This window comes from Streptomyces sp. NPDC050211 (assembly GCF_040656035.1).
GTDB lineage: Bacteria > Actinomycetota > Actinomycetes > Streptomycetales > Streptomycetaceae > Streptomyces.
In genome coordinates this window covers 73,581-88,795 of sequence record NZ_JBFALC010000023.1, presented here as the reverse complement: position 1 = coordinate 88,795, position 15,215 = coordinate 73,581, and the positions used below count along the sequence as shown (strand labels likewise).

Genomic DNA, 15,215 nt, shown 5'->3' with positions numbered 1-15,215 from the left:
AGCAGGGCCGGCAGCATCAAGGGCACCCCTCGGGGTGCCCTTGAGCGCGTTCGGGCAAGCGTCACATCGTGGCGCCGGCCATCGTGCGGCAGGTCTCGGCACAGCGGCGACACGCCTCCGCGCAGCGCATCATCTGGGCGTCGTCCGGCATGGACATACACGCCTCGGCGCACATGTCGCAGGCCTTGGCGCACATCGCGCACATCTCGGCCGACATCGGCGAGCGGCGCATCATCATGTCCGCGCACATACGGGTCGTCTCGGCGCAGTCCATGAGCGCGCGCATGATCTGCATCTGAGCCTGGCCGCCCATCTGCATGCAGGAGCTCATGGTCTCCTCGCACACGCTGTGGCACGTCATGCACGCCTCGACGCAGTCCTGCATCTGCTTGCTCATCGCGGTCATGGTGGTGGACTGCTGCTGCATGGTTCCTCCTCGGGGTGGGCGGGGTCCGGGTGGACCCGCGCAGGGTTGGCCCCCTCGCCCTTCCGTGGTACGCCCCTACCCGCCAGTCCGCCACGGGACGGACGTGAGCATTCCGCCAAGCGCGCCGATTACGGCTTCCTGCCCACGCCGCCGAAGTGGGTGACGTCGGCACTCTCGCCGTCCGCGGCGTCCGGGCGCCAGCGGGAGCAGGTGACGATGCCGGGCTCCAGGATCTCGACGTCCTCGAAGAACCGGACGAGTTCGGCGCGGCTGCGGAGCGTCATCGGTGCCGTCCCCTCCCCGTTCCAGTAGTCCACCGCCTTGGTCATCGCCTCGCCGTCGACCTCGGTGGTGGGGTGGGAGACGACCAGGTAGCTGCCGGAGGGTACGGCGTCCAGCAGCCGGCGCACGACGGAGACGGCCTCGTCGGTGCGCATCACGAAATTCAGGATGCCCAGCATGGTGATCGCGACGGGACGGCTGAAATCCAGCGTCTCGGCGGCGTCCCGCAGGATCGCCTCGGGGTCGTGCACATCGCCCTCGATGAAGACGGCGGCCCCCTCCGGCGTGCTGTTCAGCAGTGCGTGGGCGTGGGCGAAGACGAGCGGGTCGTTGTCCACACAGACGATCCGGCAGGACGGGTCCACCCGCTGGGCGATCTCATGGGTGTTGTCGGTGGTGGGCAGCCCGGTCCCGATGTCCAGGAACTGCCGGATGCCCGCCTCCGCGGCGAGAAACCGCACCGCACGCGCCAGAAACCGCCGGTCCGCGACGGCCGACCGGGGCAGCGCCGGCACGAGCGAAAGGATCCGGTCGCCGACCTCGGCGTCCACCGGGTAGTGGCCCATGCCGCCGAGCCAGTAGTTCCAGATCCGCGCCGAGTGCGACACATCGGTGCGGAATCGAGAGGAGCCAATCATGCGACCAAGTTAAGGCCGAAAACGCACCCATGGGGGCGCCTCCCGAGGTTTGGTGCGATTGGAGATGATCGCGTCATGAACGAGATCGTCCTGATGTCGGACCCGAGGGTCGCCGCCATACCCGTAGCGGAGTGCGGCGAACCCCTCGTCGACGTCCGCCGCGAAGGCTCCCTGCTGGTGGACACTCGCAAACAGGACCCGACCGACGCCTTCGCCCACCTGCGGGAAGGCGTCCTGCAACGGCTCATCGAGGCCCAGTCGCTGCTCCCGCAGGGCCTGCGCCTGCTCTTCGTAGAGGGCTACCGGCCGCCCTCCCTCCAGCGGACGTACTTCGAGGAGTACGCCGCCGAACTCCGCGCCGCCCACGCCGACTGGCCCGCCGACCGGATCCACTCGGCGGCAAGCCGCTACGTCTCCCCACCCGAGATCGCCCCTCACAGCGCCGGCGCCGCCGTCGACCTCACCCTGGCCGAACTCTCCGGCCGCGAACTGGACTTGGGCACCCGCCTGAACGCGAGTCCCGAGGACAGCGAGGGCGCCTGTTACACCGCCGCCGCCAACATCAGCGAGGAGGCCAGGGCGAACCGGGAGACGCTGGGTGCCGTGCTCACGGCCGCGGGGCTGGTGAACTACCCCACGGAGTGGTGGCATTGGTCCTTCGGGGACCGGTACTGGGCGTTGGCGAGCGGGGAGCCGGCAGCGCTCTACGGTCCTCGCTGACATACGACAGCCCCCGGCGTGCCGCTGCCGGGGGCTGTGCGCGTGGCGTTCAAGAGCCCTGTCAGGGAAGGTTCCTGGCCATCACGATGCGCTGGACCTGGTTCGTGCCCTCATAGATCTGCGTGATCTTCGCATCGCGCATCATCCGCTCCACCGGGTAGTCACGCGTGTAGCCATAGCCACCCAGCAGCTGGACCGCGTCCGTCGTGACCTCCATGGCCACGTCCGAGGCGAAGCACTTGGCCGCCGCGCCCTGGAAGGTGAGGTCGCGGTCGCCGCGCTCGGACTTGGCGGCGGCGGCGTACGTGAGCTGACGGGCGGCCTCGATCTTCATGGCCATGTCCGCCAGCATGAACTGGATGCCCTGGAACTCGGCGATCGCCTTGCCGAACTGCTTGCGCTCCTGGACGTAGCCCTTGGCGTAGTCGAGGGCGCCCTGGGCGATGCCGAGGGCCTGGGCGGCGATGGTGATGCGGGTGTGGTCGAGGGTCTTCATCGCCGTGGCGAAGCCGGTGCCCTCCTCGCCGATCATGCGGTCCGCGGGGATGCGAACGTTGTCCAGGTAGACCTCACGGGTCGGGGAGCCCTTGATGCCGAGCTTCTTCTCGGGGGCGCCGAAGGAGACGCCCTCGTCGGACTTCTCGACGACGAAGGCCGAGATGCCCTTGGAGCGCTTCGTCGGGTCGGTCACCGCCATGACCGTGTAGTACTCGGACACGCCCGCGTTGGTGATCCAGCGCTTCACGCCGTTCAGCACGTAGTGGTCGCCGTCGCGGACCGCCTTGGTCTTCATGCCGGCCGCGTCGGAGCCCGCGTCCGGCTCGGAGAGGCAGTACGAGAACATTCCGTCGCCCTTGGCGAGCGGCGTCATGTACTTCTTCTTCAGGTCCTCGGAGCCGGAGAGGATCACCGGAAGCGAGCCCAGCTTGTTCACCGCGGGGATGAGGGAGGAGGACGCGCAGACACGCGCCACCTCCTCGATCACGATCACCGTGGCGAGGGCGTCGGCGCCCGCGCCGCCGTACGACTCCGGTACGTGAACGGCGTGCAGGTCATTGGCGACCAGCGCCTCCAGCGCCTCCTGCGGGAAACGGGCCTCCTCGTCCACCGCTGCGGCGTACGGCGCGATCTTCGCCTCGGCCAGCGAGCGGATGGCGTCACGGAGCATGTCGTGCTCCTCGGACGGGCGGTACAGGTCGAAGTCAGCCGATCCGGCCAAGGTCTCTCACGCTCCAAAGCTGTGATGCTGGCGCTAATTACCGTTAAGTAACTCAAATTTTAGGGGCAGGCCCACGGCAGGGGTACGTGAGCTTGGCGACAGCGGGAAAGTTGCCCGTCAGACCCTCCGACTATGCTCGGCCCCGCACTGCCGACGAAGACTCCTGGAGCACCCCATGGCCCTCAAGATCACCGTGATCGGCACCGGCTATCTCGGCGCCACACATGCCGCGGCCATGGCGGAGCTCGGGTTCGAGGTGCTGGGCCTCGACGTGGTGCCCGAGAAGGTCGAGATGCTCCAGCGGGGCCAGGTCCCGATGTTCGAGCCGGGCCTCGAGGAGCTGCTGCGCAAGCATGTCGCGGGCATAGAAGGGTCCTCCGGCCGGCTGCGCTTCACGATGGACTGGGCCGAGGTGGCCGCGTTCGGCGACGTCCACTTCGTGTGTGTGAACACCCCGCAGCGCCATGGCGAGTACGCGGCCGACATGAGTCACGTCGACAGCGCCTTCGAGCTGCTCGCCCCGCATCTCACCGGGCCCGCCCTCGTCGTCGGCAAGTCCACCGTCCCCGTCGGCTCCGCCGAGCGCCTCGCCGCCTACCTCGCCACACACGCGCCGGCCGGCGCGGATGCCGAGCTGGCCTGGAACCCCGAGTTCCTGCGCGAGGGCTTCGCCGTCCAGGACACACTGCACCCCGACCGGCTCGTCGCCGGCGTACGCAGCGAGCGGGCGGAGAAGCTGCTGCGCGAGGTGTACGCCACGCCGATCGCCGAGGGCACGCCCTTCGTCGTCACCGACTTCCCGACCGCCGAGCTGGTGAAGACCTCCGCGAACTCCTTCCTGGCGACCAAGATCTCGTTCATCAACGCGATGGCCGAGGTGTGTGAGGCCGCGGGCGGCGACGTCGCCAAGCTCGCCGAGGCGATCGGGCACGACGACCGGATCGGCAAGAAGTTCCTGCGAGCCGGGATCGGGTTCGGCGGCGGCTGTCTGCCGAAGGACATCCGGGCCTTCATGGCACGCGCCGGTGAGCTGGGGGCCGACCAGGCGCTGACCTTCCTGCGGGAGATCGACTCCATCAACATGCGGCGCCGCGGCCAGATGGTCGAGATGACGCGGGAGGCGCTCGGCGGCGGCTCCTTCCTCGGCAAGCGGGTCGCCGTGCTCGGCGCCAGCTTCAAGCCCGACTCGGACGACGTCCGTGACTCGCCCGCGCTGAACGTCGCCGGGCAGATCCACCTCCAGGGCGGCCAGGTCACGGTGTACGACCCGAAGGGCATGGCGAACGCCCGCAGGCTCTTCCCGACGCTCGGCTATGCCGACTCCGCCGTCGAGGCCGTCCGGGGCGCCGATGTCGTACTCCATCTCACCGAGTGGCGCGAGTTCCGCGAGCTGGACCCGGCCGCGCTCGGCGAGGTCGCCACGGCCCGCGTCCTGCTCGACGGACGCAACGCCCTCGACCCGGAGCTGTGGCGGCGGGCCGGATGGTCGTACCGCGCGATGGGGCGTCCGACCGCCTGATCAAGGCGCCTCCGAGGGTGGACGCCGGTCCGGCCGAGGCTCAGTCGGCCGGAGCGGCGTCCACCCCCATTCTCCACACCTCGGCCACGCCTCGCCTTGCGGTCCCGGCATGTTCTCTGGGCCAGGGCGATGCGCGGCGTGCTACTTCGCGCGATACCGCCGCATCTTCACACGCGCCCCGCACACCTGCATCGAGCACCAGCGACGACGGCCGCCCGGGCTGCGGTCGTAGTACGCCCAATGACATTCGGGCAGTTCACAGGCCTTGAGGCGCAGCCAGGTGCCTTCCGTCAGCGCCTGGGCCACGGCCGCCGCGACACGGGAGAGCAGCGGGCCGTCGTCGGCGGGTGCGAGGGTCGCGGAGCCGTCGTGCTCGTCCACGGCGACGTACAGCGGCGCACGCGCCAGCAGCTCGCCCAGCGGTGTCACCTCGCGGTGCGGCGGGTGCCCGGCGTGTGCGAGGCAGGCGGCACGCAGGGACTCGCGCAGCTCTCGTACGTCCGTCAGGTCCCGTTCCGTGATGCCGAACCGGTCCCGCACCTCGGCGGTCTCCAGGCCGTCGATGCCCGATTCCAGGTCGACGGTGTTGACCAGGGCCTCCACGAGGGCGAGCCCGCCGGGTGCGGCCGTTCTGTCATTCATGGTTGCGACGTTACCCCCTATGGGGGAGCATGGAGTAACTGCGTTACCGGTAGAGCGGCATATACGGGTAACTCCCGAACTCCCGTCAGGAGGAAGTCATGGCTCTCGCCAAACTGGGCGTCGTCGTTCTGGACTGTCCCGACCCGCGCGCACTGGCCGGTTTCTACGCCGAGGTGCTGGGCGGCACCGTGGAGGGCGACGGTGACTGGGTGGACCTGGCCGTGCCCGGCGGCCAGTCGCTCTCCTTCCAGGCCGCCCACGGATACGTACCGCCGAAGTGGCCCTCACCCGACCACTCGCAGCAGTTCCACCTGGACCTGACCGTCGCCGACCTGGACGCCGCCGAGCAGGGGGTGCTGGCGCTCGGCGCGCAGCCGCTGGACGTCGAGGACCGTTCGCGGGGCTGGCGTGTGTACGCGGATCCGGCGGGGCACCCGTTCTGTCTGTGCGCCTGCTGAACCGAGGAGGAGTACGTCATGGCACCTGTGGCCCGCATCCGTAACGTCGTCCTCGACTGCCCCGATCCCGTCGCACTGGCCCGCTTCTACGCCGCGATCGCGGGCGGCACCCCGCAGGAGGAGGACCCGGAGTGGGTCGTACTCCAGGTGCCCGGCGGTCCCCGGATGGCCTTCCAGCCCTCGCCCGGCTACACGCCGCCGGAGTGGCCGCGGGCGGACCGGAACGGGCAGCAGTTCCATCTGGACTTCGACGCGGGCCCGAGCTGGGCGGACGTCGACGCGGCGCAGGAGAAGGTGCTGGCGCTGGGCGCACGCCCGCTCGACCTGGACGACCAGGGCGGCAAGAAGGACTTCCGGGTGTTCGCCGACCCGGCGGGGCATCCGTTCTGCCTGTGCATGATCCCGGAGGGGTGATCACCCGTCCAGTTCGGCGATCTTCGCTGTCGACGGCTCGCGGCGCTGCTGTGCGGCACGGGCCGTGAAGTCGGCGCCGCGGAGCACTCGCTGAACGTTTCCCCAGGTCAGCAGGGTGATATCGGCCTCGGTCCAGCCTCGGTGGAGCAGCTCGGCGATGAGGCGTGGGTAGCAGGAGGCGTCGGCGAGTTCGCGTGGGTGGGCGGTGCCGACGTCGTAGGTGCCGGAGAGGCCGACGCAGTCGGGGCCCGCGAGCGCGCGCACATGGTCGAGGTGGTCGGCGACGTCGCGGACGGCCGGACCGGTCTGCTTGGCGGTCAGCGGCACCATGCACAGCCCCTTGGCCTCGCCCAGCCCGGCGAGCAGGTCGTCGGGGAGGTTGTCCGGGTGCGGGCGCAGGGCGTGGGCGGCCGAACGGGTGCACAGAACCGGGGACTTGGAGACCACGAGGGCCCGGCGGACGGTCTCCTCGGAGGCGCCGGAGAGGTCGGCGAGGACGCCGAGCCGGTTCATCTCCCGCAGGACCTCCTCGCCGAACCGGGTCAGCCCGGCCTCGCTCGCCCAGGACACCCCGGACAGCGTGAGGACACGCAGGCCGAGGGCGCACAGCGAGCGCAGGATGCCCAGCGAGTCACCGATCGCGGCGGCTCCGGCGGGCCCGAGCAGCACGGCGACGCGTCCGCATCGGAGGACGTCGGTGGCCTGCCCGGCGGTACAGGCGAGCCGCAGTCCCTCGGGATGCGTACGGACCACCGTCCGCACCAGATCCAGCTGCTCCAGCGTCGCGCCGACCGCCCGGTCGCCATCCATCCCCTCCGGCAGATGCAGCGACCAGAACAACGCCCCCACATGCCCCTCCCGCAGCCGCGGCACGTCCGTGTCGACAGCGGCCTCACCGGTCTCCAGGTCGTAGGAGGACAGATGCCGCAGCGCCCACGGCAGCCCGCTGTACCCGTCGGCGACAGGATGCGCGGCGAGGATGGCATGGGCGCGCTCCAGGGGATCGGCGCCCGGGTCTGAGACGCCCAGGAAGGGCTCGGACCCCTCGGAGCCCACCGGCTCCTCGCCCTCGCCCGCGAACGGCTCGTCCGACCCGTCGACGTCGGCCGTCGTGTGCACTTCGTCCTGGAGGTCTGCCATGGCGGTCTCCGTACGTCGTGATCGTCCCGGGAGGTACGGTCACCGTCGCACGGCGTCCAGGGGGCTTCCTGGTGGACGGGGCGTTCGGGGGTACGGAGGCCGATCAGCCGTCCAGTTCCCCGATGGTCGCGTTGGACGGCCCCCGCGTCGCCTGAAGGTGACGGGACACGTCCTCTGCGGCGCCGAGGACTCGTACCGCGTTCTGCCAGGTCAGCTTGGCGAGGTCGGGGCGGGACCAGCCGCGGTCGAGGAGTTCCGCGATCAGGTTGGGGTAGCCGGAGACGTCGTTGAGGCCGTCGGGGGTGAAGGCCGTGCCGTCGTAGTCGCCGCCGATGCCGAGGTGGTCGATGCCGGCGACCTCGCGCATGTGGTCGAGGTGGTCGGCGACCGTGGACGCGGTGGCGATGGGACGCGGGTGCCGCTCCTCGAAGGCGCGGTGGACCTTCATCGCCTCGGGCGTGGTGTCGAGGTGGTGGAAGCCGTGCGCGCGCATGTTCTCGTCGGCGGCGGCCGTCCAGTCCACGGCCGCCTGGAGCACGAACTTCGGCACGAAGGTGACCATCGCCATGCCGCCGTTGCCCGACAGGCGTTCCAGGACGTCGTCCGGGATGTTGCGCGGGTGGTCGCAGACGGCCCGCGCGGACGAGTGGGAGAAGATGACCGGCGCCAGGGTCGCGTCCATCGCGTCCCGCATGGTCGTCGCCGCCACGTGCGAGAGGTCGACGAGCATGCCCTCGCGGTTCATCTCCCGCACCACCGCACGGCCGAAGGCGGACAGCCCGCCGACACCGGGCTCGTCCGTCGCCGAGTCCGCCCAGTCCACGTTGTCGTTGTGGGTGAGGGTCATGTAGCGCACGCCGAGCGCGGACAACGCCCGTAGCGTGGCAAGGGAGTTGGCGATGGAGTGGCCGCCTTCGGCGCCCATCAGCGATGCGATACGGCCCTCCGCGCGCGCCGCCTCCATGTCGGCGGCCGTCGTCGCGGGCCTCAGGTCCTTCGGGTAGCGGGCCAGCAACTGCCGTACGCAGTCGATCTGTTCCAGCGTCGCCGCGACCGGTTCGGGCTGGTCCGCGCGGACGTAGACCGACCAGTACTGCGCACCGACGCCGCCCTCGCGCAGGCGCGGGATGTCGGTGTGCAGATGGGCGCTCTGGGACGTGGCGATGTCGCGGGCGTCGAGGTCGTAACGGACCTGTTCGCGCAGTGCCCAGGGCAGGTCGTTGTGCCCGTCGACGACGGGGAACTCGCGCAGGAGTTCCCGGGCTGCGTCCAGAGAGCTCACGGCCGTCACTTCCCGAAACCGAAGCCGTTCGTGCCCTCGACCTTGCCGCGCAGGCGCCTGCCCTTCTCGGTGGCCTGGTCGTTCAGCTCCTGCTGGAACTCCCGCATCTTGCCGAGGAGTTCCTCGTCGTGGGCGGCGAGGATACGGGCCGCGAGGAGACCGGCGTTGCGCGCACCGGCGACGGAGACCGTCGCGACCGGGACACCGGCCGGCATCTGCACGATGGACAGCAGCGAGTCCATGCCGTCCAGGTACTTCAGCGGCACCGGGACGCCGATGACCGGGAGGGGGGTGACGGAGGCGAGCATGCCGGGCAGATGAGCGGCGCCACCCGCCCCCGCGATGATCACCTTCAACCCGCGCTCGGCGGCCTGCTCCCCGTACGCGACCATCTCGCGCGGCATCCGGTGCGCGGAGACGACATCGACCTCGTACTCGATCTCGAACTCGTCGAGGGCCTGTGCGGCGGCCTCCATGACGGGCCAGTCGGAGTCCGACCCCATGACGATGCCAACTACAGGGCTCATTCTGTGATCGTGCCTCTCAGATAACCGGCAGCGTGACGGGCGCGCTCCAGCACGTCGTCCAGGTCGTCGCCGTAAGTGTTGACGTGGCCCACCTTGCGGCCGGGCTTCACGTCCTTGCCATACATATGGATCTTGAGCTGGGGGTCACGGGCCATGCAGTGCAGGTACGCGGGGTACATGTCGGGGTAGTCGCCGCCGAGGACGTTGACCATGACCGTCCACTTGGCGCGCGGACGCGGGTCGCCGAGCGGAAGGTCGAGAACGGCCCGTACGTGATTGGCGAACTGCGAAGTGATCGCGCCGTCCTGGCTCCAGTGACCGGAGTTGTGGGGGCGCATCGCCAGTTCGTTGACGAGTATGCGGCCGTCGCGGGTCTGGAACAGCTCGACGGCGAGATGGCCGACGACGTCCAGTTCCTTGGCGATGCTCAGGGCCATCTCCTCGGCGCGCAGGGCGAGCACCGGGTCGAGGTCGGGGGCGGGCGCGATGACCGTGTCGCAGACGCCGTCGACCTGACGGGACTCCACGACGGGGTACGCGACGGCCTGCCCGTGCGGCGACCGTACGACGTTGGCGGCCAGCTCCCGTACGAAGTCGACCTTCTCCTCGGCGAGCACGGGAACGCCGGCGCGGAAGGGTTCCGCGGCCTCCTCGACGGTCCGTACGACCCACACGCCCTTGCCGTCGTAGCCACCGCGGACGGTCTTGAGGACGACGGGAAAGCCGTCCCCCTCCGCCGCGAACGCGGCCACGTCCTGCGGATCGCCGACGATGCGGTGCCGCGGACAGGGCACGCCGATCGCATCCAAGTGCGCACGCATCACGCCCTTGTCCTGGGCGTGCTGGAGCGCGTCGGGGCCGGGGCGGACGGGGATGCCGTCCGCTTCGAGGGCCCGCAGATGCTCCGTCGGGACGTGCTCGTGATCGAAGGTGATCACGTCACAGCCGCGTGCGAAGGCGCGCAGCGTGTCCAGGTCGCGATAGTCGCCGATGACGACATCGCTGACGACCTGCGCCGCGGAATCCTGAGGGGTGTCACTGAGGAGCTTGAACCTGATGCCGAGCGGGATGCCTGCCTCGTGTGTCATACGAGCGAGCTGGCCCCCGCCGACCATGCCGACTACCGGGAACGTCACGACCCCAGGGTATCGGTCACGCCACCGCGGCCGGATTCCGCGCCTTTCCCAAGGCTTTCCGCTGCCTTTCCCATGCGTGTATGCGGCCGCACAAGCGTTTGGGGAGGCGGCTGGTTAGCATGGCTGAGTTGAAGTAATCCGACCGATGGGGGCCTGCACGACCATGGGACATGGTTCCTCGGGGCTTCATTCGGCCCCCCAAGCGCTACGACAGCGCATCGACCTGCTGGTACGTGAGATCGCCAAGTTCGGTGCGGTGGGCGGCGCGGGGCTCCTGGTCAACCTCCTCGTGTTCAACCTGGTACGGCATGTCACCGACCTCCAGGTGGTGCGGGCGAGCGTCATCGCGACGGTGGTGGCCATCGTCTTCAACTACGTCGGGTTCCGCTACTTCACGTACCGCGACCGCGACAAGAGCGGCCGCACGAAGGAACTGACCCTCTTCCTGCTGTTCAGCGCGGTCGGCCTGGTGATCGAGAACGGCGTCCTCTACGCCGCCACCTACGGCTTCGACTGGGACAGCCCCCTCCAGTCCAACATCTTCAAGTTCCTCGGCATCGGCATAGCCACCCTCTTCCGCTTCTGGTCCTACCGCACCTGGGTCTTCAAGACCCTCCCGGCAAGGGAGGCGGTCTCCGACGCGGAATCCTTCCTGACGGAACAGCGCACTGTCTCGACGGCTGAGGAACGCCCAGCACCAGCGGGTGCAGGCCGCCACACCACGTGAGCCCAAGCTGCGGGCATGCGTGCCGCCTGGGGCGGCACGGGTGGGCGCAGGCGGCACCCCGCAAGCGCCGGGCCGCGCGACCCACCCCCGCCCAGCGCAAACCCCGGGCGCCCAGGGAACCCGGCTACCGAACCGTCGGCTCCGAATCCCCCGTCGGCTTCTCCGTAGCCGTACGAGACAGAAACAACCCGAACACCGGCGGCGCAGCCTGCAGCATCTCCAGCCGCCCCCCATCCGCCTCCGCCAGATCCCGCGCGACAGCCAGCCCGATCCCGGTCGAGTTCCGCCCGCTGATCGCCCGCTCAAAGATCCGCGCCCCGAGATCGGCAGGCACGCCCGGCCCCTCGTCCGTCACCTCGACGACAGCCTGGTTCCCGGTCACCCGCGTCCGCAGCGCGACCGTACCGCCCCCATGCATCAGCGAGTTCTCGATCAACGCGGCCAGCACCTGCGCCACCGCCCCCGGCGTACCCACCGCATGCAGATGCCGCTTGCCCGAGCTGACGATCGCCCGCCCCGCACTCCGGTACGCGGGCCGCCACTCCGCGAGCTGCTGCTGAATGACCTCGTCGAGATCGAAGGTGACGGCGGAGCCGGTACGCGGGTCACGGGAATTCGTCAGCAGCCGCTCGACGACATCCGTCAGCCGCTCCACCTGGGCAATCGCGATCGTCGCCTCCTCCTTCACCGTGTCCGGATCGTCGGTGAGGGTGATCTCCTCCAGCCGCATGGACAGCGCGGTGAGCGGCGTACGGAGCTGATGCGAGGCATCGGCGGCCAGTCGCCGTTCCGCGGTCAGCATGCGGGCGATCCGCTCGGCGGAACCGTCCAGCACGTCGGCGACGCGGTCCAGCTCCGGAACGCCGTACCGCTTGTGCCGAGGCCGCGGATCCCCGGAGCCGAGCCGTTCGGCGGTCTCGACGAGGTCGGTCAGCGGTGAAGCGAGCCGATTGGCCTGCCGTACGGCGAGCAGCACCGCGGCGATCACCGCCAGCAAGGCCACGGCCGCGATGATCAGCAGTGTCCGCCAGACCTCACGGGTCACCACGGAACGGGGTTCCTGGACGACGACCGTCTCCCCCTGCTCGCCCTTGCGCGTGGCGCTGATGGGGTCGCCGGACGGCTTCTTGCCGATCTCGATGGGCTTCTCACCCGGGATCCGGACCTGCGCGTAGCGCTCCGCCGGCACCTGTTCGCGCAGCACGTCAGCCGTGACGGCCCCCGTGGCCATCAGCCGGCTGTCCACGATGCTGGCCAGCCGGACCGCCTCGGAGTCCACGCGCTCCTGCGCGGTGCTGCTGATCGTCCGGGTCTCGACGATCACGAGGGAGAGGCCGAAGACGGCGATCACGACGAGCACCACGGCGAGCGTGGACTGGATCAGTCGACGGCGCATGAACCCGTACTAGTCATTGCTCAGCACTTCTCGGCTCGGCACTTCTTGAACTCAGCTCTTCTCGAAGCGGAAGCCCACACCGCGCACGGTGGCGATGTACCGCGGGTTCGCCGCGTCGTCGCCGAGCTTCTTGCGCAGCCAGGAGATGTGCATGTCGAGGGTCTTGGTCGACGACCACCAGGTGGTGTCCCAGACCTCGCGCATCAGCTGGTCGCGGGTGACGACCCGCCCGGCGTCCCGCACGAGGACCCGCAGCAGGTCGAACTCCTTTGCCGTGAGCTGGAGTTCCTCCTCGCCCATCCACGCACGGTGCGACTCGACGTCGATGCGCACGCCGTGCGTGGCGGGCGGCTGCTGCGGCTCGGCGGCGCCGCGCCGGAGCAGGGCCCGGACCCGGGCGAGCAGTTCGGCGAGCCGGAACGGCTTGGTGACGTAGTCGTCGGCGCCCGCGTCGAGACCGACGACGGTGTCCACCTCGTCGGCGCGCGCGGTCAGGATGAGGATCGGGACGGTGTGGCCTTCGGCGCGCAGCCGGCGGGCCACCTCCAGGCCGTCCATGCCGGGCAGGCCCAGGTCCAGGACGCACAGATCGATGCCGCCCTGGATACCGGCGTCGAGCGCGGTGGGGCCGTCCTCGCGCACCTCGACCTCGTAGCCTTCCCGGCGCAGGGCGCGGGCCAGCGGCTCCGAGATGGACGCGTCGTCCTCGGCGAGCAGTACACGGGTCATGAGGTGATGGTAGTCCGCGGATGACAAGAGCCGGGGTGTGATCGGCAGCCCGGATTCTTACCGTCCCATGGACCGATCCTTACCTTGTCCCGGCATCGGTACGAACCTATGGCCGTAGGGTGCGATCCTGGTAATGACCTTCGAAAGCGCGCTTACGGTTCCACCGACACCTGTGATCCGCGCCTCAAGTCCTTCCATATCCGTCGGTGTCCTGCCTTATGGTGAATGAACGCCTGTAGCACCACGGGGACCTTTGGCAAGCATCTGACGCTGAAGGTCTCTTTTGTGTGTGCCCCACCTACTCCAGGCGCGTCCCGACCAGCAAGGATCGACCATGGCGTCCAGCCTGACGAAGGACTCGGCCACCCCGGGCACACCCGGTTCCGAGAAGACCTTCTTCGGCCACCCCCGCGGACTGGCCACTCTCTTCATGACCGAGATGTGGGAGCGGTTCTCCTACTACGGGATGAAGGCACTGCTCACCGTCTACCTGCTGTCCGGCGGCCCCGACGCCGGCAAGGGCAGCATGGGCGGCGGCCTCGCCATGGACGTGGCCACCACGACGGTGATCGTCTCCGTCTACTCGGCGATGGTCTACCTCCTCGCCATGCCCGGCGGCTGGCTCGGCGACCGCGTCTGGGGTCCGCGCAAGACGGTGGCCATCGCGGCCGTCACCATCATGTCCGGCCACCTCGTGCTGGCGCTGCCCGGCGGCCAGGCACCGTTCTTCGCGGGCCTCGCCCTGGTGGCGGCCGGTTCCGGTCTGCTCAAGGCCAACATCTCCACGATGGTGGGCCATCTGTACGACGGCCCCGAGGACCCGCGCCGCGACGGCGGCTTCACGATCTTCTACATGGGCATCAACGCCGGTGCCTTCTTCGCCCCGCTGGCCATCGGCACCGTCGGCCAGGAGGTCAACTGGCACCTCGGCTTCGGCATGGCCGCGGTCGGCATGGCGATCGGTCTGGCCGCGTTCCTGCTCGGCACGCGCAATCTGAGCCCGCAGAGCAGCGTCGTCCCGAAGCCGCTGGCGGCCGAGGAGCGCGCGGCCTGGCTGCGCAAGGGCCTGATCTGGGTGATCGTCGCGGCCGTGTTCTACGGCGCGGTCGGCTTCACGGGTCACTTCACCCTGAACTGGGCGATGATCCCGCTCACGATCATCGGTCTCATCGTCCCGGCGGGTGTGCTGCTGCGTATCAAGCGGGACAAGGACCTGTCGACGAACGAGCAGTCGAAGATGACCGCCTACATCTGGTTCTTCGTCGCCGCCGCCGTGTTCTGGATGATCTACGACCAGGGCGCGTCCACCGTCCAGGCGTTCGGTGAGGGCAAGGCGTCCGGCTCGATGCTGGGCTTCGACTTCCCGTCCTCCTGGTACCAGTCGCTGAACCCGCTGTTCATCATGGCGCTGGCCCCGGTCTTCGCCTTCGTCTGGGTGTGGCTGAACCGCCAGGGCAAGGAGCCCAGCACCATCGTGAAGTTCGCGATGGGCCTGGTCCTGATCGGCGTCTCGTTCTTCTTCTTCCTGATCCCGCTCGGCATGGCGGCGAACGGCACCGCGGTCAGCCCGATGTGGCTCGTGGGCATCTACTTCATCCAGACCGTCGGCGAGCTGTGCCTGTCCCCGGTCGGCCTGTCACTGACGACGAAGATGGCCCCGGCCAAGTACGCCAGCCAGATGATGGGCGTCTGGTTCCTCGCGGTCACCGCGGGCGACTCCATCACCAGCCTCCTCTCCAACCCGGCCATCGCCGGCGTAGACCTGAGCGGCAAGGGCGCCGTCTTCGGAGAGGCAGCCCTGGCGGCCCTCGCCGGATTCGCGGTGTGGATGTACCGCCGCAAGGTCAAGACCCTGATGGGCGACGTGCACTGACGTCTGCCGACGAACACAGAAGGGCCGCCGCACCGGGTCGGGTGCGGCGGCCTTCGCCGTAATGCACCCTGCGTCCCGCGGATCCA

Annotated in this window: 16 protein-coding genes; 6 read left to right on the top strand and 10 right to left on the bottom strand. The window is 69.4% G+C overall.

The window, feature by feature from the left end:
* Nucleotides 1-61: 61 nt before the first annotated feature.
* On the bottom strand, nucleotides 62-427 hold the full coding sequence (locus AB0I98_RS23280) for a four-helix bundle copper-binding protein (RefSeq protein ID WP_362944651.1): 366 nt from the start codon (nucleotides 425-427) through the stop codon (nucleotides 62-64).
* Between the two features lie 128 nt (nucleotides 428-555).
* On the bottom strand, nucleotides 556-1,347 hold the full coding sequence (locus tag AB0I98_RS23275) for an SAM-dependent methyltransferase (protein ID WP_362944649.1): 792 nt from the start codon (nucleotides 1,345-1,347) through the stop codon (nucleotides 556-558).
* A gap of 75 nt (nucleotides 1,348-1,422) precedes the next feature.
* Here AB0I98_RS23275 and AB0I98_RS23270 point away from each other — a divergent pair, with 75 nt between their 5' ends.
* Entirely contained in the window at nucleotides 1,423-2,067 is a 645-nt protein-coding gene (locus AB0I98_RS23270; protein ID WP_362944647.1) for a M15 family metallopeptidase, read from the top strand.
* A 61-nt stretch (nucleotides 2,068-2,128) separates the two neighbouring features.
* Here the strand turns inward: AB0I98_RS23270 and AB0I98_RS23265 are convergent, their stop codons facing one another.
* Complete coding sequence (locus tag AB0I98_RS23265) at nucleotides 2,129-3,286, bottom strand: acyl-CoA dehydrogenase (protein WP_282615163.1); 1,158 nt, start codon at nucleotides 3,284-3,286, stop codon at nucleotides 2,129-2,131.
* A gap of 175 nt (nucleotides 3,287-3,461) precedes the next feature.
* Here AB0I98_RS23265 and AB0I98_RS23260 point away from each other — a divergent pair, with 175 nt between their 5' ends.
* Nucleotides 3,462-4,805 carry a UDP-glucose/GDP-mannose dehydrogenase family protein gene (locus AB0I98_RS23260; RefSeq protein WP_362944645.1) on the top strand — a complete coding sequence of 448 codons (1,344 nt, stop codon included), beginning with the start codon at nucleotides 3,462-3,464 and terminating at the stop codon, nucleotides 4,803-4,805.
* Between the two features lie 141 nt (nucleotides 4,806-4,946).
* Here the strand turns inward: AB0I98_RS23260 and AB0I98_RS23255 are convergent, their stop codons facing one another.
* Entirely contained in the window at nucleotides 4,947-5,447 is a 501-nt protein-coding gene (locus AB0I98_RS23255; protein WP_362944643.1) for a CGNR zinc finger domain-containing protein, read from the bottom strand.
* 98 nt (nucleotides 5,448-5,545) lie between these two features.
* Between AB0I98_RS23255 and AB0I98_RS23250 the strand changes: the two genes are divergently transcribed.
* Nucleotides 5,546-5,905, top strand: coding sequence for a VOC family protein (locus AB0I98_RS23250; protein WP_362944641.1), 360 nt, complete (start codon nucleotides 5,546-5,548; stop codon nucleotides 5,903-5,905).
* A gap of 18 nt (nucleotides 5,906-5,923) precedes the next feature.
* On the top strand, nucleotides 5,924-6,319 hold the full coding sequence (locus AB0I98_RS23245; RefSeq protein ID WP_362944639.1) for a VOC family protein: 396 nt from the start codon (nucleotides 5,924-5,926) through the stop codon (nucleotides 6,317-6,319).
* Here the strand turns inward: AB0I98_RS23245 and AB0I98_RS23240 are convergent, their stop codons facing one another.
* The 4 genes from AB0I98_RS23240 to AB0I98_RS23225 all read right to left on the bottom strand — a co-directional run bounded on the left by AB0I98_RS23240 (nucleotide 6,320) and on the right by AB0I98_RS23225 (nucleotide 10,404).
* A complete protein-coding gene (locus AB0I98_RS23240; protein ID WP_362944637.1) occupies nucleotides 6,320-7,459 on the bottom strand; it encodes a dipeptidase in 1,140 nt (379 codons plus the stop codon). It abuts the gene before it with no gap.
* Nucleotides 7,460-7,562: 103 nt separating this feature from the next.
* Nucleotides 7,563-8,750, bottom strand: a complete 1,188-nt coding sequence (locus AB0I98_RS23235; RefSeq protein WP_362944635.1) for a dipeptidase — start codon at nucleotides 8,748-8,750, stop codon at nucleotides 7,563-7,565.
* Nucleotides 8,747-9,244, bottom strand: a complete 498-nt coding sequence (purE, locus tag AB0I98_RS23230; protein WP_362944716.1) for a 5-(carboxyamino)imidazole ribonucleotide mutase — start codon at nucleotides 9,242-9,244, stop codon at nucleotides 8,747-8,749. Before purE ends, AB0I98_RS23235 begins: the two co-directional genes overlap by 4 nt.
* A 20-nt stretch (nucleotides 9,245-9,264) precedes the next feature.
* A complete protein-coding gene (locus tag AB0I98_RS23225) occupies nucleotides 9,265-10,404 on the bottom strand; it encodes a 5-(carboxyamino)imidazole ribonucleotide synthase (protein ID WP_362944633.1) in 1,140 nt (379 codons plus the stop codon).
* A gap of 163 nt (nucleotides 10,405-10,567) precedes the next feature.
* Between AB0I98_RS23225 and AB0I98_RS23220 the strand changes: the two genes are divergently transcribed.
* The gene (locus AB0I98_RS23220) at nucleotides 10,568-11,131 is read left to right on the top strand and encodes a GtrA family protein (RefSeq protein ID WP_362944631.1); all 564 of its coding nucleotides are present in this window, start codon (nucleotides 10,568-10,570) and stop codon (nucleotides 11,129-11,131) included.
* 124 nt (nucleotides 11,132-11,255) lie between these two features.
* Here the strand turns inward: AB0I98_RS23220 and AB0I98_RS23215 are convergent, their stop codons facing one another.
* Both AB0I98_RS23215 and AB0I98_RS23210 read right to left on the bottom strand, forming a co-directional pair.
* Complete coding sequence (locus tag AB0I98_RS23215) at nucleotides 11,256-12,527, bottom strand: ATP-binding protein (protein ID WP_362944629.1); 1,272 nt, start codon at nucleotides 12,525-12,527, stop codon at nucleotides 11,256-11,258.
* Nucleotides 12,528-12,578: 51 nt separating this feature from the next.
* Nucleotides 12,579-13,256, bottom strand: coding sequence for a response regulator transcription factor (locus AB0I98_RS23210; protein WP_055614806.1), 678 nt, complete (start codon nucleotides 13,254-13,256; stop codon nucleotides 12,579-12,581).
* A gap of 334 nt (nucleotides 13,257-13,590) precedes the next feature.
* Between AB0I98_RS23210 and AB0I98_RS23205 the strand changes: the two genes are divergently transcribed.
* Complete coding sequence (locus AB0I98_RS23205) at nucleotides 13,591-15,129, top strand: oligopeptide:H+ symporter (protein WP_362944627.1); 1,539 nt, start codon at nucleotides 13,591-13,593, stop codon at nucleotides 15,127-15,129.
* The last annotated feature ends 86 nt before the right edge of the window (nucleotides 15,130-15,215 follow it).

Bases quoted from the DNA above. Each gene is read 5' to 3' on its own strand.
- AB0I98_RS23220 (WP_362944631.1), top strand. From the start codon at position 10,568: ATGGGACATGGTTCCTCGGGGCTTCATTCGGCCCCCCAAGCGCTACGA.
- AB0I98_RS23250 (WP_362944641.1), top strand. From the start codon at position 5,546: ATGGCTCTCGCCAAACTGGGCGTCGTCGTTCTGGACTGTCCCGACCCG.
- AB0I98_RS23210 (WP_055614806.1), bottom strand. From the start codon at position 13,256: ATGACCCGTGTACTGCTCGCCGAGGACGACGCGTCCATCTCGGAGCCG.
- AB0I98_RS23205 (WP_362944627.1), top strand. From the start codon at position 13,591: ATGGCGTCCAGCCTGACGAAGGACTCGGCCACCCCGGGCACACCCGGT.
- AB0I98_RS23215 (WP_362944629.1), bottom strand. From the start codon at position 12,527: ATGCGCCGTCGACTGATCCAGTCCACGCTCGCCGTGGTGCTCGTCGTG.
- AB0I98_RS23280 (WP_362944651.1), bottom strand. From the start codon at position 427: ATGCAGCAGCAGTCCACCACCATGACCGCGATGAGCAAGCAGATGCAG.
- AB0I98_RS23270 (WP_362944647.1), top strand. From the start codon at position 1,423: ATGAACGAGATCGTCCTGATGTCGGACCCGAGGGTCGCCGCCATACCC.
- purE (WP_362944716.1), bottom strand. From the start codon at position 9,244: ATGGGGTCGGACTCCGACTGGCCCGTCATGGAGGCCGCCGCACAGGCC.
- AB0I98_RS23275 (WP_362944649.1), bottom strand. From the start codon at position 1,347: ATGATTGGCTCCTCTCGATTCCGCACCGATGTGTCGCACTCGGCGCGG.
- AB0I98_RS23245 (WP_362944639.1), top strand. From the start codon at position 5,924: ATGGCACCTGTGGCCCGCATCCGTAACGTCGTCCTCGACTGCCCCGAT.
- AB0I98_RS23255 (WP_362944643.1), bottom strand. From the start codon at position 5,447: ATGAATGACAGAACGGCCGCACCCGGCGGGCTCGCCCTCGTGGAGGCC.
- AB0I98_RS23260 (WP_362944645.1), top strand. From the start codon at position 3,462: ATGGCCCTCAAGATCACCGTGATCGGCACCGGCTATCTCGGCGCCACA.
- AB0I98_RS23240 (WP_362944637.1), bottom strand. From the start codon at position 7,459: ATGGCAGACCTCCAGGACGAAGTGCACACGACGGCCGACGTCGACGGG.